The organism is Longimicrobium sp., from assembly GCA_036389135.1.
GTDB lineage: Bacteria > Gemmatimonadota > Gemmatimonadetes > Longimicrobiales > Longimicrobiaceae > Longimicrobium.
On record DASVQP010000019.1, the window covers coordinates 100,773 to 121,368 of the forward strand.

The 20,596-nt window shown below is 71.4% G+C and carries 16 protein-coding genes; 8 read left to right on the forward strand and 8 right to left on the reverse strand.

Annotated features, from left to right (window positions below; translation table 11 throughout):
* Positions 1–42 precede the first annotated feature (42 nt).
* The 3 genes from ppk1 to VF584_03920 all read left to right on the forward strand — a co-directional run bounded on the left by ppk1 (position 43) and on the right by VF584_03920 (position 4,476).
* On the forward strand, positions 43–3,210 hold the full coding sequence (gene ppk1 / locus VF584_03910; protein HEX8209311.1) for a polyphosphate kinase 1: 3,168 nt from the start codon (positions 43–45) through the stop codon (positions 3,208–3,210).
* Positions 3,210–4,115: a hypothetical protein gene (locus VF584_03915; protein ID HEX8209312.1), complete on the forward strand. Its 906-nt coding sequence runs from the start codon at positions 3,210–3,212 to the stop codon at positions 4,113–4,115. The genes ppk1 and VF584_03915 overlap by 1 nt, the downstream gene beginning before the upstream one ends.
* A gap of 139 nt (positions 4,116–4,254) precedes the next feature.
* Positions 4,255–4,476: a hypothetical protein gene (locus VF584_03920; protein HEX8209313.1), complete on the forward strand. Its 222-nt coding sequence runs from the start codon at positions 4,255–4,257 to the stop codon at positions 4,474–4,476.
* A gap of 295 nt (positions 4,477–4,771) precedes the next feature.
* Here the strand turns inward: VF584_03920 and VF584_03925 are convergent, their stop codons facing one another.
* The 6 genes from VF584_03925 to VF584_03950 all read right to left on the reverse strand — a co-directional run bounded on the left by VF584_03925 (position 4,772) and on the right by VF584_03950 (position 8,396).
* Positions 4,772–5,152 carry a hypothetical protein gene (locus VF584_03925; protein HEX8209314.1) on the reverse strand — a complete coding sequence of 127 codons (381 nt, stop codon included), beginning with the start codon at positions 5,150–5,152 and terminating at the stop codon, positions 4,772–4,774.
* Between the two features lie 66 nt (positions 5,153–5,218).
* Positions 5,219–5,737, reverse strand: a complete 519-nt coding sequence (locus VF584_03930; protein HEX8209315.1) for a GNAT family N-acetyltransferase — start codon at positions 5,735–5,737, stop codon at positions 5,219–5,221.
* Positions 5,734–6,684, reverse strand: coding sequence for a glutathione S-transferase family protein (locus tag VF584_03935; protein HEX8209316.1), 951 nt, complete (start codon positions 6,682–6,684; stop codon positions 5,734–5,736). The genes VF584_03930 and VF584_03935 overlap by 4 nt, the downstream gene beginning before the upstream one ends.
* A gap of 35 nt (positions 6,685–6,719) precedes the next feature.
* The gene (locus VF584_03940) at positions 6,720–7,541 is read right to left on the reverse strand and encodes a hypothetical protein (protein HEX8209317.1); all 822 of its coding nucleotides are present in this window, start codon (positions 7,539–7,541) and stop codon (positions 6,720–6,722) included.
* A 5-nt stretch (positions 7,542–7,546) separates the two neighbouring features.
* On the reverse strand, positions 7,547–8,077 hold the full coding sequence (locus tag VF584_03945) for a hypothetical protein (protein ID HEX8209318.1): 531 nt from the start codon (positions 8,075–8,077) through the stop codon (positions 7,547–7,549).
* A gap of 22 nt (positions 8,078–8,099) precedes the next feature.
* The gene (locus VF584_03950; protein ID HEX8209319.1) at positions 8,100–8,396 is read right to left on the reverse strand and encodes a hypothetical protein; all 297 of its coding nucleotides are present in this window, start codon (positions 8,394–8,396) and stop codon (positions 8,100–8,102) included.
* 135 nt (positions 8,397–8,531) lie between these two features.
* Between VF584_03950 and VF584_03955 the strand changes: the two genes are divergently transcribed.
* Positions 8,532–9,989 carry a Fic family protein gene (locus VF584_03955; protein ID HEX8209320.1) on the forward strand — a complete coding sequence of 486 codons (1,458 nt, stop codon included), beginning with the start codon at positions 8,532–8,534 and terminating at the stop codon, positions 9,987–9,989.
* A 120-nt stretch (positions 9,990–10,109) separates the two neighbouring features.
* On the opposite strand, the gene VF584_03960 is transcribed toward VF584_03955, so the two are convergent.
* Positions 10,110–14,894: a DUF3320 domain-containing protein gene (locus VF584_03960; protein ID HEX8209321.1), complete on the reverse strand. Its 4,785-nt coding sequence runs from the start codon at positions 14,892–14,894 to the stop codon at positions 10,110–10,112.
* 544 nt (positions 14,895–15,438) lie between these two features.
* Here VF584_03960 and VF584_03965 point away from each other — a divergent pair.
* From VF584_03965 to VF584_03980, 4 genes are read left to right on the forward strand one after another with little or no spacing between them, the layout of a single operon-like run.
* Positions 15,439–16,965: an Ig-like domain-containing protein gene (locus VF584_03965; protein HEX8209322.1), complete on the forward strand. Its 1,527-nt coding sequence runs from the start codon at positions 15,439–15,441 to the stop codon at positions 16,963–16,965.
* Positions 16,966–17,000: 35 nt separating this feature from the next.
* Positions 17,001–17,414, forward strand: coding sequence for a plastocyanin/azurin family copper-binding protein (locus VF584_03970; GenBank protein HEX8209323.1), 414 nt, complete (start codon positions 17,001–17,003; stop codon positions 17,412–17,414).
* A gap of 59 nt (positions 17,415–17,473) precedes the next feature.
* Positions 17,474–18,553, forward strand: a complete 1,080-nt coding sequence (locus VF584_03975; protein ID HEX8209324.1) for a cupredoxin family copper-binding protein — start codon at positions 17,474–17,476, stop codon at positions 18,551–18,553.
* Positions 18,550–18,945 (forward strand): cupredoxin family copper-binding protein, encoded by a 396-nt coding sequence (locus VF584_03980; GenBank protein ID HEX8209325.1) that lies wholly within the window; start codon positions 18,550–18,552, stop codon positions 18,943–18,945. Before VF584_03975 ends, VF584_03980 begins: the two co-directional genes overlap by 4 nt.
* Positions 18,946–19,197: 252 nt before the next feature.
* On the opposite strand, the gene VF584_03985 is transcribed toward VF584_03980, so the two are convergent.
* Positions 19,198–20,568 carry a sigma-54 dependent transcriptional regulator gene (locus VF584_03985; protein ID HEX8209326.1) on the reverse strand — a complete coding sequence of 457 codons (1,371 nt, stop codon included), beginning with the start codon at positions 20,566–20,568 and terminating at the stop codon, positions 19,198–19,200.
* Positions 20,569–20,596 lie beyond the last annotated feature (28 nt).

Consider the following 20,596-nt stretch of genomic DNA (forward strand, 5'->3'; position numbering starts at 1 on the left):
CCCCATTCCCCATTCCCCACTCCCCATTCCCCGTTCCCCCCGATGACCGCCCAGCCCGGGGTCCGCTTCACCGCGCGCGGACGCGACGTGCTGGACCGCATCGCCACCGAAACGCTGCCGGACGGGCTGCGCGGCGGGCAGGCGGAGACCTGCTTCTTTCGCGAGGTCTTCTTCGACACCCCCGAGGGCGACCTGGAGCGGCGCGGGGCGTGGGTGCGGGTGCGCGTCGAGGAGAACGGCACGCAGTCGCTGGCCGTCGAGGTGCACGACGCCGGCGCCGAGGGCGTCCTCCCGGACGCGCCGCTGCGCCGCGCGCTGGAGGTGGGGCCGGACGTGGAGCCGCGCGACCTATTCGCAGGCGACACGGAGCACGGCCGGCTGCTGCGCGCGCTGGTGGAGCCGGACCGCCTCGTCCCCTGGATGGAGGTGGAGACGCGCCGCCGCATCCGCCGCGTGCGCCGCGACGACCAGGCGCGCGCCGAGGTGTTCTGCGACGACATGACCGTGCGCGAGGCCGACCTCTCCGCCGAGCTGGCGGAGGTGGAGATCCGCGTGGACCGCGACGCCAAGGGGCGCAAGAAGCTGCTGCGCGCCCTGGAGCTGGAGTACGGCCTCGACCCCGTAACCGATCCGCTCCCCACCCGCGCCCGCCGCACCCTGGCCGAAGAGGAGGTCGACTGGCTGGAGGAGGCCGTGCGCGCGTCGCGGCGGGTGGCCGTGGTGGCGTTCGACGAGGGGCGGGTGGCGCTGCGCAACGAGGGCCGCCTGCTGCGCCTCCCCACCGGCGAGGGAACTGGCGAGGAGACCTGCCGCCGCGTGCTGCGCGAGACCTTTGACCACCCCGCCGCGCGCGTCCGCCTGGTGGGCACCGCGCCGGGATCGGTGCGGCGCCCCGCCACGGAGGTGTGGCTGGCGGAGGGGCTCGCCGGGCCGCTCCCCGCGCTGGGCACGGCGGTGCTGCACCTGCCGCTGGGCGAGCTCCTGCAGATGGTGGGCTCCCCCGCCCTGCGCGACGACGCGACGCTGGCCGCCCTGCACGTCCTCGCGCGCAGCGAGCTGCCGCTGGAGGCGGAGATCCGGCGCACGGAGGCCGCCGCGCCGCACATCCTGCGCTCCATTCCCGACGTGGAGATGGAGCTGGAGACGGGCGACCCGGCGGAGCTTCCCTCCGGCGCGCTGCTGAACATGGAGCTGAGCCTCCTCGCCTTCAACCGCCGCGTGCTGGCGCTGGCGATGGACGAGCGGGTGCCGCTGATGGAGCGGGTGCGCTTCGTCTCCATCTTCGGCGCCAACATGGACGAGTTCTTTCGCGTCCGCGTCTCCGGCTTCAAGCGCCAGGTCTCTGAGGGGAGCACCAAGCGCACGATGGACGGCGTGACCCCGGAGCAGCAGCTGGACGCCATCGGCATTCGCGCCCGCCGCCTGGCGGAATCGTCGTACCGCGTGCTGCACACGGAGCTGCTTCCCGCGTTGCGCGAGCACGGCGTCGTCATCGTGGAGCCGGACGCGCTGACCCCTGAGGACGACGACTTCCTGCGCGGCTACTACGAGGGGAGCGTGCACGCCGTGCTCACCCCGCTGGCCGCGGGTCCGGGGCACCCCTTTCCGCACATCCGCAACCTGCGCCCCGCCGTCGCCGCCATCCTGCGCGAGCCGATGACGGGGACGGAACGGCTGGGGATCGTGGAGCTCCCGGACGGCCTTCCGCGCTTCATCCCGCTCCCGGGCGACGGGCGGTTCCTGCCGCTGGAGGCGCTGGTGCGCGGCGCCCTTCCGCGCCTCTACCCCGGCGTCGAAGTGGAGGTGGCATCCACCTTTCGCGTCACGCGCAGCGCGGAGCTCAACCTGCACGACCGCTCCGCCGCCGACCTCCTCAACGCGGTGCAGGAAGAGGTGAGGCAGCGCCGCTTCCGCCCCGTGGTGCGCCTGGAGGTGGAGACCGAGATGCCGCCGCGGATGCGCGACATCCTCCTGCGCGAGCTGCAGTACGAGGTGCCGGAGCGGGTGAGCGCGCTGGGCGAGGGCGACCTGTACTCGCTTCCGCAGCCCATCGACCTGCGCGCCGTCCGCGAGCTGGACGTGGTGGACGAGCCCGGGCTCCACTACCCGCCCGCCCCCGAGCACACCGCGCCCATAACGGCGGACCGGCCGATCTTCGACGTGCTCAAGGAAGGGGAGGTGCTGGTCTCCTTCCCCGAGGACTCGTTCGAGGCCACGGTGGAGCGCTTCGTCCTGGAAGCCGCCGAGGACCCGGACGTGCTTGCCATCAAGCTCGCGCTCTACCGCACCAACCGTAAGTCGCGGCTGGTGGAGGCGATGCGCAAGGCCAGCGCGCGCGGCAAGCAGGTGGTGGCGCTGGTGGAGCTGACGGCGCGCTTCGACGAGGAGAGCAACATCGAGTGGGCGCGCCACCTGCGGGCGCACGGCATCCACGTGATCTACGGCATACCGGGGCTCAAGGTGCACGCCAAGGTCGCGCTGGTGGTGCGGCGAGAGACGGCGGGGGTGCGCCGCTACGCCTACGTGGGCACCGGCAACCTGAACGCCACCACCGCCGCCGCGTACACCGACCTGGGCATCCTCTCCGCCGACCTGGGGCTGGGGGAGGACGTCAACGAGCTCTTCAACATCCTCTCCGGCGCGGGCGGCACGCCGGTCTTCAAGCACCTGCTGGTGGCGCCCTACAACATGCGGCGCCGCTTCCTGGAGATGATCGCGCGCGAGTCGGAGCACGCGCGCGCGGGCCGCGGCGGGCACATCCAGGCCAAGTTCAACGGCCTTGCGGACCGCGAGATGATCGCCGCACTCTACCGCGCCTCGCAGGCGGGGGTCCAGGTGGACCTCATCGTCCGCTCGCTCTGCTCGCTGCGGCCGGGGGTGCGCGGGCTGTCGGACAACATCCGCGTGCTCAGCATCCTGGGGCGCTACCTGGAGCACGCGCGCATCTTTCGCTTCGCCAACGCGGGCGATCCGGAGTACTTCATCGGCTCGGCGGACTGGCGCACGCGCAACCTGAGCCGCCGCGTGGAGGTGGTGGCCCCCATCCGCGACCCGGCGCACCGCGCTCGGCTGGACGCCATCCTCGCCGCGCAGCTGGAGGATCCGTACGCCTGGGAGCTGGGGCCGGACGGCACGTACTACCAGCGCCCCGACACCCCGCCTCGCGACGCGGCCCCCGCCGGCGCCCGCGTCCCCATCCTCACGGACTGATGCCCATCCCGCGGCGGATGCTCCCCCTTTTCGCCATCGTCGCCGCCTGCTCGGAGGGCGGCGGCGGCGGCGCGGAGGAGACGGCGGCCGAGGAGGGCTGCCGGATCGAGGCGCGCGACCTCACCCTTCCGGAGGACGTAAAGGAGGCGAGCGGCGTCGCGTTCAGCCGCACCCTCCGCGGCGTGCTCTGGACGCACAACGACAGCGGCCACCAGCCCGAGCTGTTCGGCCTGGACGCCACGGGGCACGAGGTGGCCACCTTCCCGGTCGGCGTGGGCATGCGCGACTGGGAGGACATGGCGGTGGGCCCCTGCGCGGAGGGGAGCTGCGTCTACATGGCCGACATCGGCGACAACAGCCGCGGCAGCGAGCCTCTGGCGCTCCTCGTCGCCCCCGAGCCGAGCGCCGCCGGCGAGCGGGTCGGCCCGGTGCGTACTTACACCGCGCGCTTCCCCGACGGCCGCGGGCGCGACGCGGAGGCGATCTTCGTGCTCCCCGGCGGCGAGGTGTACCTGATCAGCAAGGGGACCCGCACCGCCGTGGACCTCTTCCGCTGGCCCACGCCGCTCCGCGAGGGCGTCCCCGCGACGCTGGTGCACGTCCGCCAGCTCGCCCCCACCCCATCGCAGCCGGGCGACCGCGTGACCGGCGCCAGCGCGTCGCCGGACGGGCGCTTCGTGGCGGTGCGCACGTACAGCCTGGTGAACGTGTACCGCACCGCAGACCTGGTGGGCAATTCGCCCGCCCCGCCCGCCCCCCTGCGCCGCACCGACCTCATCCCCCTCGGCGAGGCCCAGGGCGAAGGCGTCGCCCTCGCGGACGACGGCACCGTGGCGCTGGTGAGCGAGGGCCACGGCCGGCATGTGCCGGGGACGATGTCGGTGTTGAGGTGTCCGTTGAAATGAACGGAAGTGCCAAGTGCTCAGTGCCAAGTGCCTGGTGGAACAGCGGTGCGTGAGTGCGTCAGTGCGTAAGTGCGCTGGTGATTGGCGGATACTAACGCACTGACGCACTCACGCACTTCTTCCTACGCGAGGGGGAGCGATGAGCGATGAGAAGCTGGAAGGCAGTGTCCCGCTCACGGACGCCATCATCCAGGAGATCGTGGAGAAGGGGCTGGCGAAGCAGGAGGCGCTGGTCGAGGCCAAGGCGTTCGGTGCGCGATATCACCCCGTGCGCAACTCCCTGATTTTCCCCTTTGACCCGTCCGAAGGCGCGGATGACGAGGACGACGAGGTGGATGACGAGGACGTGGCGGAGGCATAACGCGCCACTATGAGACACGAGGCCCCTCCCGCGCCGACGCGGGAGGGGCCGCTGTCTGATGTCGACGCGCCGATCATCGGGAACGGGGCGAGCACGGGCAGCCACGCGGGGCTTCCCCTACGAGGTGGCGGTGCGAGAAAGCCGAATGTCGGCGCGGCATTGGGCACGGGCGCGATAAATCGCGCCCCTACGGATCTGCGCGTTTTGCTGCGCCGGCGCGGGCACCGGAAGGCCGCGATCTCCCCCCTCTCCCAGCAGTTTGGGAGAGGGGGGCCGGGGGGGTGAGGGGTCTGCCCTACGGCTCCTCCTCCTCGTCCCACTCCACCGCCGCATCCAGGTCGTCGAACACGAACGTCGTCTCGCCGCCGCGGGCGCGGGCGGCGGCGATCTCGAGCGTGTCCAGGAGCGCGTCCTGCGCGGGGGAGCGCTCCAGGCGGTACTCGCGCTTCTCGTACTCCCCGGCCAGGAAGCGGGCCATGAACTCGTACATCGCCAGCTGGTCCGTCTCAAAGACCCCCGGCGCGCCCTCCGTCTCGCTGGAGTCCAGGACGAAGTGGTGAAGCTCGCCCTCGCCATCCAGCGCGTCGCGGAACTCGAAGTGACCCAGCGCGAACAGGTGCCGCGTCCCCGCCTCGCACGCCCGCTCGTACTCTTCTTCGCTGCTCTGTCGGAACATGGCTGCCCCCCGTGTGGATGCGCGCTTTGCCGGATCGCCCCCGGCAGAAATCGCTCCGCGGCGGAGTTAGCGCCCGTCGAGCGGAAGCCGGTACGCCATCACCAGCTCGGCGCCGGGCGGGCGGAAGTCGTACTCGGGGGCGCGCTCGAAGCCCATCCGCTCGTACATGCGAACGGCGGCGCGGAGGCTCTCGGAGGTGTGGAGCCCCAGCTCGCGGGCGCCGGACTCGCGGGCGCGGCGCACGCACTCGTCCACCAGCGCCTGGCCCAAGCCGGCTCCGCGCGCCGTGGGCGCCACCGCCAGCAGCCGCAGCTCGGGCCAGCCCGCCCGCTTCACCAGCCCGCCGTACGCATCCGCGGAATGCGCGTACAGCATCACGCTCCCCACGATCTCGCCACCCCGCTCCGCCACGATGCGCTCCACTCCCTCGCCTTCGACTTCGAGCGCGGCGCGGACGGCCCCGTCGAGCCCCGCCCATGCGGCCGGCGCCATCACGCTGGCCAGCTCCGAGTACGCGGTCAGCGTCAGCGCGCGGATCGTCTCACGGTCGCCGGGGCGCGCGTCATGGACGGTCACGCCGCTCATACGCCGAGACCCTCGCGCCCGTGAGGCGCCATCCAGTCGTTCAGCGGGCCGGCCGGCACGATGCGCGACGGGTTGAGCTGCTCGTGCGTCATGTAGTAGTGCCGCTTGATGTGGTCGAAGTTCACCGACTCGCCGAACTCGGGGCGCTGGTACAGGTCGCGGGCGTACCCCCACAGGTTGGGATAGTCCACCAGGCGGCGCAGGTTGCACTTGAAGTGGCCCACGTAGACGGCGTCGAAGCGCGCCAGCGTCGTGAACAGCCGGACGTCCGCCTCGGTGAGCTGCCCGCCGACCAGGTAGCGCTGCCCGGCCAGCCGCTCCTCCAGCCAGTCCAGCCGCGCAAAGAGCGTGTGCACGGCCGCGTCGTACGCCTCCTGCGACGCGGCGAACCCCGTGCGGTACACCCCGTTGTTCACGCCCTGGTACACCAGCTCATTCACCTCGTCGATCTCCTCGCGCAGCGCGACGGGATACAGGTCGGGCGCGTCCGGCTTCTGGAACGCGCCGAACTGCGTCTCGAAGTCGATGGTGATGTCCGGATAGTTGTTGGTGACGAGGCGCTTCGTCTCGCGGTCCCAGATGCAGGGCACGGTGTAGCGCCCGGTGTACTCCGGATCGGTCAGCAGGTAGGCCTCGGACAGGAACTGGAAGCCGCACACCCCGTCCACCGAATGGCCCGGCCCGTCGCGAAAGGCCCACCCCCGCTCGTCGCGCACCGGATCGACCACGGTCATGGAGATGACGTCCTCCAGCCCGAGCAGCCGGCGCACGATGATGGCCCTGTGCGCCCACGGGCACGCCAGCGACACGTACAGGTGATACCGCCCCGCCTCCGCGGGAAAGCCGGACGATCCATCGGCCGTGATCCGATCGCGGATCGAGTACTTCTGCCGCACGAACTCGCCGGTCGCGCTCGTCTCGGCGGGGAACTGCCCGGTCCCGCTCATCTCTGCATCCGTCTCGTCAGAAGTTCAGCCGCACCCTAGCTGCAGGGCAGCGACACCGCGGTATTCTCATACGGCTGAAAGGTTGAGGCTTCCAATGGCACGTAGAGCACATCGGGCCTTTTCGCCTTCCCCCGTTCGCTATAGATCACCACCTGCCCCAGGAGACCGATCCGCGACAGCTCGGCCGGGTCGATCGGGCGTGGTCGGCCGTACTTGATGAAGCGGGTCCGTCCCAGCGTGATCGGCTGGTTGTTCCTGAACCACTCCGTTTCAGCGGCATACCGGGGCGGCGATGGAGTGACGACGAGATCCCGCACGATCATCCCACGAGGCTCTCCCAGCATGCGGGGCTGGTAGATGTAGTGGCTCCGATCGCCGAACGCGGACACCACCCAGCGGCCGTCCTCCCGCCTCCATTCCACGAACGTCGGCGCGTCGTCCGGCCCCCCGTGCGGAACGAACCGGTTGCCGCGTACCCGGCGCCAGGGCTCGCGGTGCATCCGCACCTGCATCCCGAACACGGTCTCGACGGGTCCGTAGTGCCCGTACCTGCCGCCGAACGTACCGCACAGCGGTCCGCCCGCGCTCATGGCCGGGAGCGCTTCTTCCGCGCGAAACCGCCACACTCCAGCGCGCATGCTGCCGTCCGGTTGCGGCCTGCTGCTGACCCAGCTCCAGCCGCCGCGCCGCGGGAAGAACGCGGCCGTCCCTGGACGCGATTCCTCCCGAACCTGGTGGAAGAAGGCGCGCGCGCGGCCCTCCAGGCTAACGCTGTCCGCATTGACCTCCGCGGCCGGCCGGCTCTGCGCGGTCAGCGGCACGGCGCCAAGCGTGGCCAGCAGAAGCACCGCGCGCATGAGCCTCACGGCCGGCGCGCCAGACACGGCCGCCCCGCTGACCGGTCCGCGGCGCGGCGGGCCAGCTCGTTGGCGTTGGCGCTGGGCCGGATGCGGTCCGTCACGCAGCTCCCCCGCACCGACACCCTGGCGACGGCCAGGTACGACGTGGTCCGCTCCGGATTGGAGGGGTCCTCGTTGGCGTTGACCCGCACGATCAGCGCGATGGGCCGCTCGCCGCGCATCCGCCATTCCGCGCGCGGGCCCAGGGTGGAGAAGTTGCCGGTGATGACGCCCCAGTAATTCAGCTCCTGCACCCGCCCCGCCGGCGTGACGACGTTCAGGGACATGCGATTGTCGTCGTCCGCCACCTGGAGCGCGTACCCGGACACGCCGCGGCAGCGATGGACGGTGCCCCCCGTCTCCTCGTGCCTGCTGAGGAGGCGGCAGCGCGAGGTGTCGAGCGAGGTGTACACGCTGCGGAGCGCCTGCCCCGAAGCCGCGAGGGGAAGCCCTACGAGCGCGGCGACGGCCGCGAGACGGAATGATGCGCGCATGATGCCTACCCGGTGGAGGTGGTCAGGGCCCGCACTTGGTGCATCGGTCGATCAGCCCCGCGTGCTCCGGCACCTCGCGCCCGTGCCAGCTGCGCAGCGCCGACTTGGTCTCCGCGCAGATCTGGCGGGCGCCCTTGGCCTTGAGCCGCTTCGGATGCCGGTCGCGGTCCACCTCGGAGCATCCGGCGCGATGGAGAATCGGCGCATGGCGGGCGCGCACGGCCAGCACGAAGCCATCCGGGTGCGTGTCACGCCACCACGAGTAGGTGGCATCGTCCTCCGTCTCCAGCGTGTCCGCGAACGAGTTCGACGTTTCCATCGTGTGCATCGCCACTCTGTTATATTGTAAAAGATTGTACAGAAACGTAGCTTAGGTTGTAGATTATCCGCATTCAGCCCCGGCAGGTACACCATGGTGGCAAAAACTCCGCCTCGCGGTTTACCGGAAGTGCTGGTGAGCACGTCGGAAACGAGCGGTGCCGTCCGGCGGATGGTGAAGCGGGGCGAGCTTCGGAAGATCGGGCCGCGCCTGTACACGCCGAACCAGACCGATGCGCCGGAGATCATCGTCGGCAGGAACCTGTGGCAGGTGATCGCCCTCCTATTCCCCGGCGCGGTCGTCTCCCATCGCACCGCGCTCACCCAGAAGCCGACGCCCGGGGGGACGGTATTCCTGACCGGCGCGTACGAGAGGATCGTGCGGCTTCCCGGCGCTACCGTCCGCATCCTCAAGGGTCCGGGACCGCTCGAGGGCGACAACGGCTATTTCGGGGCGCTGTACATGGCGTCTGAATCGCGTGCGCTCCTGGAGTGCCTCAGATTCTCGCGGGTGCGGAGCAGCGAAGCGTCCGTCGTTTCCACCACCGAGCTGGAGACGATCCTCGAGCGCAGGCTCTCCTTCAAGGGGGAGATCTGGATCAACAGCATACGCGACCGGGCACGGGCGATCGCACCGGATCTCGGACTTCAGGAGGCATACGCGAAGCTCGATAGGATCGTTGGGGCGCTCCTCGGCACTCGCAAAGCCAGGATGCATGCTCCTACCGCGATCGCGCGCGCCGCGGGCGTGCCCTACGATGCCGTGCGCCTGGAGCGGTTCACGCGCCTCGCCGATGCGCTCCGGCTCTGGCCCTCGGTGGATCGCCCGGATCCGGTGATCCGTGGGCCCTCGTTCCAGAATCTAGCGTTCTTCGACGCCTACTTCTCCAACTTCATCGAGGGAACCGAATTCGAGATCGAAGAGGCCCTGGAGATCGTCTTCGAGAACCGCATTCCGGCCGCGCGTCCCGCTGACGCGCACGACGTCCTGGGGACGTTCCGCCTGGTGTCCAGCAGCCACGAGATGGGCCAGAGCGCCGCTGACCTGGCCCGCGACTTCCCCGCGTTCCGTGCGATGCTAGAATCCAGGCACGAGACGATCCTGCACGGCAGGCCAGAGACGCAGCCGGGCCGCTTCAAGGAGGTCGTCAATCGCGCCGGCGACACGGTCTTCGTGCATCCCGAGCTGCTGGTGGGCACGATGTCCAGGGGTCTGGAGATCATGCCGTCGCTCCCCGACCCGTTCCATCGTGCGGTCTACATGATGTTCCTGATATCGGAAACGCACCCGTTCAATGATGGAAACGGCCGCCTCGCGCGGGCGATGATGAACGCGGAGCTGGTCTCCGGAGGGCAGCGGCGGCTCCTGATCCCCACGGCGTTCCGGGGAGACTACATCGCCGGCCTGCGCCGTCTTTCGAATCAGGACGATCCCAAAGCGTTGATCCAGGTGCTCGACTTCGCCCAGCGATTCACCGCCGCGGTGGACTTCGGCCATCTCGCCGCCGCGCAGCGGGTCCTCACGCAGTGCGGCGCCTTCCAGTCCGGCGATGAGGCGCGCCTCCGCATGCCGCGCCCCGCGGCCGGCCTGTAGTCCCAAACAGCCTCACACAGAGACACAGAGGAAGACAAAAAGAGGAGGAGGGACTCACGGAGTCCTCTGTGCCCTCTCCTTTTCCTCTGCGTCTCTGTGTGAAACCGCTGTTCGCAGAGGCTATGCGCGCAGGCGGACACCGGTGCTGCCCTCGCCGATGGTGCCTTCGGCGAGGAGGGCGTCGAGGGCGGCGCCGACGGCTTCCTCCAGGCGCGGGCCGGTGCGGCTGAAGCCCAGCAGACCACACACTTCGCTCGCCAGCTCGCGGCGCGGCAGGCCGTCGCCCGTGCGCAGGACGGCAAGGACGGCCTCGCGATACTCCTCCGGCGCGATCCGCTCGGCGGGGATGCGGGTGCCGGCGCGCGAGCGGACCGTCACCGCGCCGTCCGCGCCCCACACGAAGTCGCCGCGCACGTGCACGCGGCCCGCGCGTTCGGCCGCGGAGAGCGCGTCCATCACCCGCGCAACCATCCGGCTCCCGGCGCGCGGCACGTCCCACATCGCCGCGACGCGAGACACGAGATCGTCCACGTGCAGCGGCGCCTCGGCTTCCACGACGACGGTGATGGCGCGGAGGAGCTCGGCGTCGGGGGCGGCGGCTAGCTCGGTGCCGGCGTGGCGCGGGGTCGTGTCGGCCATCCGGTACGGCGTGGCGGCGATGCTTGCGGGGGCGTCACCGGCGTCATCGGGTGCGGCTGCCTGCGTGGGCTCCTCGGCGGGCTCGGGGGCGGAGACGATGCGGTCGACTTGCAGCTGCGCGGGGGCGGTGCGGGCACGGGTGCGCGACTCCTCCACCTTGCGCAGGATGCGCTCGATCTGGCCCTCGCGGTCCTTGAACCAGTCGGTGGACCAGATGCGGTGGATCTCCCAGCCGCGCCGCTCCAGCACCTGCTGGCGGAGGCGGTCGCGGTCGCGTGCGGTCTCGGAGGAGTGGTAGGCCACGCCGTCGCACTCGATTCCGCAGACGTATCGGCCGGGCGCCTCATGGTCGATCACCCCGAAGTCGATGCGGTAGCCCGCGACGCCCACCTGCGGCTGAAGGTGGAGCCCGCGCTGCGTGAGCTCGGCGAGCACCTCGCGCTCAAAGGGCGAATCGGTGTCCGCGGCCGCGCTGGCGGTGGCGCTGTCCAGGCGGCCGTGCTCGGCGTACAGGAGGAACTCGCGCAGGAGGGCGGCGCCGCGCGAAGTGGTGGCGGCGGGGTTGATGTCGTCGCCGCGCATGGATGCGAAGACCACCATCCGCTGGCGCGCGCGGGTGGTGAGGACGTTGAGGCGCCGCCAGCCGTTCTCGCCGTTGATGGGGCCGAAGTTGTGGCGCAGCTTGCCGTCGCGCCCGCGGGCGTAGGTCACGCTCAGCAGGATGACGTCGCGCTCGTCGCCCTGGATGTTCTCCAGGTTCTTGACGAAGAAGGGCTCCGTGTTGCTGCGCGCGAAAAAGGCCTCCAGCGACGGGTCTTCGCGGCGGCGCAGCTCCAGCTCGTCCTGGATGGCGAGCTGCTGGCGAAGGTTGAAGGTGCCGACGCCCAGCGACAGATCGGGCGTCTCACGGGCGTGGCGCACCACCTCGTCGGCCACACGGCGCGCCTCCACCAGGTTGAGCCCCTTCCCCTCGTACACGCCATCCGGCACCAGCTCGAACACCAGCCCGGCGGAGTGCGTCGCCGTCTCCACGCTGGGGAAGGTGTGCAGCTCCGCGTCGTAGAACGAGACGTTGGAGAAGGTGATCAGCGACTCGTGCGTGCTGCGGTAGTGCCAGCGCAGGCGCGTGCGGGGGACGCCCGCGCCCATGAACTCCTCCAGCACGCTTTCGGTGTCTTCCAGGACGGGGGTGCCGTCGTCGGCCGCGGGGGCCTCCGCCTGGCCGGACATCACGGCAAAGAAGTTGGTGGGCGGGAGCTGTTTGGGATCGCCCACCACCACCAGCTGCGCGCCGCGCACGATGGAGCCCACCGCGTCCTCCGAGGGGAGCTGGCTGGCCTCGTCAAAGATCACCAGGTCGAAGGACGGGCGGTCGCCGTCCAGCAGCTGCGCCACGGTGAGCGGGCTCATCATGAAGCACGGCTTGATGGCGCGGATGGCGGCGCCGGCCGAGCGCAGCGTCTTGCGCAGCGGGGCGTGACGGCGTTCCTTCGCCATCTCGCGCTGAAGGAAGGGCATCCCCTCGCGCGCGGCGGGCTCGCGGAGGCGCGCCTGCACCGCCTCGCGCATGCGGCCGATCAGCGCGTCGCGGTTCTCGCGCAGCACCGCCTCGTCCAGCTCGCGGAACTCGGCGGCGCGCTGCTCGTGGGTGAGCGTGGCGAACTGGCGCAGCGGCTCGCGCTCCGCCACCGCGGCGGCCGTCCACTTCGCGTGGAAGGCGCGGCGGAATGCGCGAGAGAGATCCGTCCACGCCACCTCCCCCGCCAGCGCGGGTGCGACCAGCTCCCCCGCCACTCCAGCCGCCACGCGCTGCCTCACCATCTCGAACGCGGCCCAGCGCGGCGCCAGGACCCATCCCTCGTCAAGTGCCGCGGCGCGCGCGATCAGCTCCTCCAGCGGCGCGCCGGCCAGGTAGTCGAGCGGCCACTCCGCACGCACTCGCAGCCCCGCCAGCGCCTGGCGCGCACCCTCCGCCGCCCGCGCCAGCGCCTGCGAGAGTGAGACGTCCGGCGCGGCGCGCGCAGCCAGCTCGGCGGCCTTTTCATCCAGCCCGTGCGCCACGCAGACGCCGCGGAACTCCACCACCCAGCGCACGTATCCCTCCAGCGCCTCCCAATCCGAATCTTCGCCGTTCCAGAGCGCGCCGAAGAGCTGCCTGCCGTGGACATCACCCACCGCCAGCGCGGCACGCTCGCGCCGCAGCTCGTCCGACTTCCGCATCTCGTCCGCCTGTTCCAGCAGCGTGGCCGTGTAGCCAGGGAGGCGCAGGGCGAGCCAGCGCCGCTTGAGCATGCGGTGGCGGCCGCTGAGGAAGTTGAGGAAGCGGAAGGGGGAGCTCTCCTTCGCCTCCATGAACGCGGCGTCGTCTCCGTGCTCGGCCGTGAGCACGTCCGGCCCGAGGCGCGAAAGGACCCGCTCGCGCAACTCCTTCACCCGCCTGCCGAGCGCCGCCAGCTCCAGCGCCTCGCGCGGCGGCGCGTTCCAGGCGTCGCTGCGCAGCACGGCCAGCGGCGCGCCCGGCGAGCGACCGACGACGGCGGCCACGCGCACCGCCGTGTCCACGTCCGACAGCGTCTTCACGGGAGGCAGGCCGAAGCCCGCCGCCACCTCGCCCGCGAGACGTGCGGCCTCGGCGAGGTGGGCGCGCAGCTCGCGGATCATGGCGCGCGCGGATTCCAGGTCGTCCTCCGGCCAAAAGGTGCGCGCGGAGTCGCGCCAGGGGTGGCGTGCGGGGTCGCCCGTCTCGGCGGCGGCGCGGGCCAGCTCCTCCAGGTCGCGAACGGCGGCGTCCAGCTCCTCGCGCGTGACGGTGTCGATGGGGCGCTCCAGGCGCACGCGCGGCGCATCTTTCAGCGCGAGCAGCTCTCCGAAGCCGCGGAACGGGGTGAAGCCCGCCGCGCCGAATGGAGTGTGCACCGCCTCCGTGTACGCCGTAAGCGCACCGCGCACGGCGGGCAGGCGCGCCGCCGCACCTTCGGGCGGGCGCGGGCGCTGGAGCGATGCGTCGACGGCGCGCGCGATCTCCTTCACCACGGCGCGCTTGTTGGTCTTGCCGGAGTGCAGCTCCAGGCAGAGCTCGCCCAGCCCCGCGCGCACCATCCGCTCGTGCACCACGGAGAGGGCGGCCATCTTCTCGGCCACGAACAGCACCGACCGCCCATCCGCCAGCGCCTGCGCGATCAGGTTGGTGATGGTCTGCGACTTCCCCGTCCCCGGCGGCCCCTCCAGCACCAGGTCGTGCCCGCGCGCCACGGCGGCGATCGCGCGAAGCTGGCTCCCGTCCGCGTCCACCACCTGCGCGGTGCGCTCGGGCGGAAAGTCGGCGTCGAGCTGCATCGTGCGCACGTCCTCAGGCAGCTGCGACAGGTCGCCGCCCTTGCGCGTGACGAGCTGCCGCACGAGCCGGTGCGTGCCGAACGCGAGGCCGTTCGCCTCCAGGTCCTTGTACATCACGAACTTCTGGAAGGCAAAGAGGCCCAGGTACACCTCCGTCGTCACCTGCCACCCCACCTGCCCCTTCACTGCCTCCGTGACCGCCTGAAAGAACGCCTGCAGGTCGTAGTCGTCCGCGATGGTGGCGGGGTCCGGAAGCTCGGGGAGCACCACGCCGAAGCCGCGGCGCAGGTGCTCGGCGAGGGCGGGGTTGACGATGGGATCGTCATCCGTGGCCGTCACCGTGTACCCGGCGGCCGCTGAGGCGCGCTTCAAAGCGACCGGCAGCAGGACGAGCGGCGCGCGCAGCGTCTGGTCCGAATCGGCGGACTCGCGGTAGTGCAGCATCCCGAGCGCCATGAAGAGCGTGTTGACCCCCTGCTCTTCCTGGGTCTCGATGGCCTGCGCGTCGATGCGGCGGAGGGAGTGGTCCAGCTTGTCCGCGGGCGAGCTGGTCTGGAGGGTGTCGTCGCGGTGCTTCTCGTGGAGCGCCGCGGCCTCGTACGGCGCGTACCCCGCCGCCTGCGGCATCGCCTCGTCATCCGTCTCCACCCCAGCCTCCGTCACGGCAGGCTCGGCTGGGATTGCCGGCTCGGACGCGGCGGCTGCGGTCTCCGGCTCCGGCACGGCGGCGCGGAAGCGCATGGGCTTCTCGGCCAGGTAGAGGCGGTGGAAGACCTCGGCCGGCCGCTCGTCCACCACGGCGATGGTGGAGACGCGCGTCATCCTGAAGTTGAGCGCGCGGTTGCGCTTGCTCAGGTCCAGCAGCTTGCGCTTCCAGTGATCGATCGAAGCGGCGACGCGGGCGTCGTCGGCGGCGGTGTCGGGGAGCATGGCGGAGCGGCTTGGGGGAGAGGACCGGCGGGCCCGCGGGGCTGGTGATGATGCTGATGTGTAGCGCGGCGGGGGGCGCGGGACAAGAGGCCCTCACCCCCGCTCGTTCCTCGCTGCCGGCTGTGGTAGGGGCGCGATTCATCGCGCCCACCCTCCGCCCCGCCTCGACCACCGCTGGCAACACCAATATCCGTAGGGGCAGACCTGCGTGTCTGCCCTCCCCCACCCCCGTCTCGACCCACCGTCACGACGTAGGGCCGCCCCAACGTGGTTGCCCGTGCCCGCCCCCGCGCCACACCGCGCGCGCCTCACCAACGCGGGCCTGTCCCCCCGCACGACACGGTGTATCGCTGCGATACACACCGAACCCGCCGCACTGCATCCCTCCGCCCGCGCACCGCACACCCAACCCCCAGCATTCACAACGGCTTGCAGCGCTCCCCGCATGCGTCGCGGGACCGGTCCCCGTGTTGCCTTTGCAGAGGACACGAAACAAACGACTCCCGGGACAACGGGAGACCCTCGCAGCGGAAGGGACCCCCCGATGTACAAGCCCTTGATCACCGCGCTGGTCCTCGCCGCGCTGGCCGCATGCGGCGGCGGCGGGGCGGCCACGACGCCGACGGAGAACGGGACCGGCAATGGAGGCGAGATCACCGCCCCCGCCGGACTCACGCTGAGCCACACCACCGCCAGCGTCGCCGCCGGCGGCACCCTGCAGCTATCCGCCACACCCGTGAACGCCTCGGGGACCGCCATGAGCGGGCTCCCGGCGCCCACGTGGACCACCAGCGACGCCGCCGTGGCCACGGTCAGCGGCAGCGGCGTCGTCACCGGCGTGGGAGCCGGAACGGCCACCATCACCGCCAGCCTCACCGCCGCCGGGGCCACGCGCACCGCCGGCGTGCAGGTGACAGTGACGCGGCCCGCGGGCGCCACCTTCGCCTCGCTTGCCCTGTCGCCCGCATCGGGCGCGGTGGCGGCGGGGTCGACGCTGCCCCTCGCCGCCACCCCGCGCGACGGGAGCGGCCAGGCGATGTCGGGTCTGCCGGCCGCCGCCTTCACCACCAGCAACGCGTCGGTGGCCACCGTGAGCCCCGCGGGCCTGGTCACCGGCGTGGCTGCGGGAACGGCGACGATCACGGCATCGCTCACCTCGGGCGGCGTCACGCACACGGCGACGGCCACGATCACCGTCACCGCGAGCGCGCCACCCCCGGGCGGCGGCGGAAGCAGCAGCGCGACGGTTCAGGGGCTGGAGCACGCGTTCTCGCCCGCCAGCGTCACCATCACCCCGGGCGGCACGGTGACGTGGACGATGGTGGACGACGAGCACGACGTCACCTGGACGGGCGCGGCGCCTCCGGGGGGCAACATCCCCAAGATGGACGAGGGCAGGTCCGTCTCGCGCACCTTCCCCACGGCGGGCACCTACACGTACCGCTGCGCGCGACACGAGAACCACAACGAGACGGGCACCGTCATCGTACAGGGCGGGACCTCATCGGCGGTGTTCACCTCGGTGTCGGTGGTGCCGGGCGCGCCAGGCGTCGCCGTGGGATCCACCGCGCAGCTCCTGGCGACGCCGCTCGACCAGAACGGCCAGCCGATGTCCGGTCTGCCCGCCGCCACCTGGACCACCAGCGACGCAACCCGCGCCACCGTCAGCGGCACGGGCGTCGTCACGGGCGTGGCGGCGGGGAGCGCGACGATCACCGCCTCCATCACCTCCGGTGGCGTCACGCGCACGGGATCGGCGACGGTCAGCGTGACCGCGGGCGGGGGCACGACTCCGCCTCCTCCGCCGCCGCCGGGCAACTCGTCCGCAACGGTCACCACGCCGGGCGAAACGTTCGCGCCGCAGGCGGTCACCATCGCGGCGGGCGGCACGGTGACGTGGCAGATCAGCGGGGCCACGCACAACGTCACCTTCAACGGCGCGGCGCCCGCGGGCGGCAACATCCCGGACACCCGCAGCGGCAACATCGCGCGCCAGTTCACCACCGCGGGAAGCTACGACTACCAGTGCACGCGGCACTCGGGCATGACGGGGCGCGTCGTCGTCCAGTGACGCGCCCGACCATCCATCACCAACGGAGCCATACCATGCGCAAAACGACCATCCTCGCGGCACTCGCCCTGGCCATCGCCCCCTTCGCCGTCCGTGCGTCGGCGGACACGCCTCCCACCACGCACGAGGTGAAGATGGTGATGGTGGGGAGCGCCGCCCGCTTCGAGCCGGCGAGCCTCACCATCAAGGCGGGCGACCGCGTGCGCTTCGTCAACGCCAGCGGCGGCCCGCACAACGTCTCCTTCGATCCGGCGAAGGTGCCGGACGACGCCGAGCGCGCCCTTTCGGCCGGGATGCCGGCGCAGATCCAGGCGCTCTGGGGCCCGCTGGTGACCCAGGCGAACGGCGTCTACACCATCAGCTTCGCCGGGGTGAAGCCGGGCCGCTACGAGTTCTTTTGCATGCCGCACATGGCGATGGGGATGAAGGGAGTCCTCACCGTCCAGTAGACGCGAACGGGCGGCGTGCATCCGCGCGCCGCCCGCCGCCCACCGCACCGGAGCCGACCGTGCCGAAGCCCATCCCAGCCGCCGCCCTCATCCTCCTCGCGCTGAGCGCCCCCGCGGCGCACGCCCAGTCGCTGCTGGACCGTTCGCCCAACGTGACGGGCGGGTGGGTGGGGAACAGCGGGCAGCTGTACTTCAACTTCATGCACCGCTTCACCGCCAGCTCGGCGCCGGAGCGCAAGGTGATCAACGTCCCCACCTTTACGGTGGCGGCGGGGCTCCCGAAGCGCACGCTGGTGGGCGCCCACTACGCCACCAACTCGCAGCTCGCGCCGCGCTACCCCAACGAATGGGAGCTATGGGCCCGCCACGCCTTCTTTGCGCAGGATGGCGGCGCGCCCGCCGACGTGGCCGCGCAGGTCGCCTACAACCTCGCCGCCGCCGGCGTGGACGGCGAGGTGACGCTGGCCCGGCGCCAGGGCCCGGTGCGCCTGATGGCCGCCGCGCGCGTCCTCTCCGATCCGCTGGTGGCCGGCCAGACGCGCTTCGCTGTGGCGGGCGGGGGCACGCTGCGCATCTCGCGCTACCTGGCGCTCGCCGGCGACGTGGCGACGCTCATGGACCGCACGCCGGAGGAGCGGATGGCGTGGAGCGCGGGGCTGCACGTAGCCCTTCCCCACACGCCGCACTCGCTCTCGCTGCAGGCGGCCAACACCAACGCGTACACGCTGCAGGGCTCGTCGCGCGGTGAGAAGGAGATCCGCTACGGCTTCGAGTTCACCATCCCTGTGACGCTGGCCCGCTGGTTCGGCGGCGGCGGCGCGCAGCCGGCCGCCCCAGCGCACACCGCCCCCGCCGCCGCTCCGTCCACCCCGTCTGCGCCAGCGACGGGCCCGGTGGTGAAAGCCGGGATACGCAACCTGGCCTTCATCCCCGCGCGCATCGAGATCGCGGCGGGGACGACGGTGGAATGGACGAACACGGACGCGCTGGCGCACACGGTGACGGCGGTGGACCGCTCCTTCGACTCGGGGCTGATCGAGCCGGGGCGGGTGTGGCGGCACACCTTCACCGCGCCTGGCACCTACGACTTCCAGTGCACCCCGCACCCCTTCATGAAGGGAGTGGTGATCGTCAAATGACCATCAAATCGATTTACAGCTTCGGCTGCGCGGCCTTTGCCACGACGGTCGTGGCGGCATCGCTGGGCGGGTGCTTCTCCGAGCGTGTGGCGGGGAGCACAGGCGGGAGCGCGGCCGAGCTCTGCGGCGGCACGCAGCCCAACGTGGTGCGCATCCGCGACTTCGCCTTCGGCCCCGGCGAGCTGCGCGTGCGCCCTGGCACGCGCGTCATCTTCGCCAACTGCGACGCCGTCCAGCACTCCTCCACCTCCGACGCCGAGGGTGCCGGGAGCTGGGACTCGGGCCTGATCTCCCCCAACACCACCTTTGAGCACACCTTCACCCAGGCCGGCCGCTTCCCCTACCACTGCGAGCCGCACCCGTCGATGAAGGGGACGATCGTGGTGGAGTAGGCCAGACCCTGCCCTGGCGAGTAAACTCGCGGCAACAAAAGCACAAAGTCCGCCTCCGCGGACTCCGGGTCCAATGCCGCGTTTCTCGAGCCGGCTTCAGCCGCCTTCCCGTGGTTCCAGCCGGGGGCTTCAGCCCCCGGTTCGCCGCCGGACCGATGCTGGGGCCCCGCACCAACCCTGCCCCCAAACCTGCGAAGGCAGGTTTCCCGCGGTTGTTGCAGCGGTTTCGACCGCCGGTGTTATGGGAATTCCCTACAGCCCGTACTCCTTGAGCTTCTGCCAGAGCGTCGTGCGCCCCATCCCCAGCGCGGCGGCGGCCTTGGTGCGGTTGCCGTTCGCTTCCTCGAGGGCGGAGCGGATCGCCTCGCGCTCGGCGTCGGAGTCGGGGGCCTGGTAGCGGCGGCCGCTCTCGGGGCGTGAATCCACGGCGCCCGGTTTGCGGCCGTCGCCAGTGGCGAACGTCCCGGCGCCCTCGCGGATCTCCTCGGGCAGGTGGCAGGGGAGGATGCGGCCGCCCTCGCACACGATGCACGAGTACTCCGCCGCCGCCATCAGCTCGCGCACGTTGCCCGGCCAGTCGTAGGCCGTCAGGAGCTCCATCGCCTCGTCGGAGATGCCGGCCACGCGGCGGGAGGCTTCGCTGCGCTCGTTCCAGCGGGCGAGCGCGGCGGCCACCAGCGCGGGGATGTCGTCCGGGTGGTCGCGCAGCGGCGGCACGCGGATCTGGAAGACCTTGAGGCGGAAGTAGAGGTCCTTTCGGAAGCGCCCCTCCTCCACCATCGCCTCCAGGTCCTGGTGCGTGGCCGCCACCACTCGCACGTCCACCGAGACGGGGCGCGAGGTCCCCACCCGCACCACCTCGCGCTCCTGCAGCACGCGCAGGAGCTTGGCCTGCATGGCCGGCGAAACGTCGCCGATCTCGTCGAGGAAGAGCGTCCCGGCGTTGGCCTCCTCGAAGAGGCCCTTGCGGTCGGTGACGGCGCCGGTGAAGGCGCCGCGCGCGTGGCCGAACAGCTCGCTTTCCAGCAGCCCCTCCGCCAGCGACGAGCAGTTGACCGCCACGAAAGCCCGCGCCCGCCGCGGGCTTTCCTCGTGCAGGGCCCGGGCTATGACCTCCTTTCCCGAACCCGTCTCGCCGCGCAGCAGCACGGTGCTCTCCGTGGGGGCGACGCGGGAGATGGCGCGGAGCACCTCGCGCATCTTGGTGGTGGTCGCCACCAGCCGGCGAGCTCCGGCGCCCAGCACCGGCTCGCGCCGGGCGAGCACGGTGCGGATCTTCTGGCGAAGCACCTGGTTGTCGCAGGGCTTGGTCAGGTAGTCGTCCGCGCCCAGCTTGAGCGCCTGCACCGCACTGTCCACCGTGGCGTAGCCGGTCAGCATAAGCACGGGCACGTCGTTGCCGGAGACGCGCAGCTCCTGGAGCACGGAAAGCCCGGTGCGGCCCTCCATCTTCAGGTCCAGCAGCACCATGTCGTAGTGGTCGCTGCGCAGCCTCTCCAGCCCCTCGTCGCCGCCGGGCGCCGCATCCACGGCGTACCCTTCGTCGGCCAGGAGCGCGCCGGTCCCCACGCGGAACGCGCGGTCGTCGTCGATGATGAGGATGCGTGGTGTATCGGTCGTCAACGGTAATCCTGGGAAAGGCAGTGCGTTA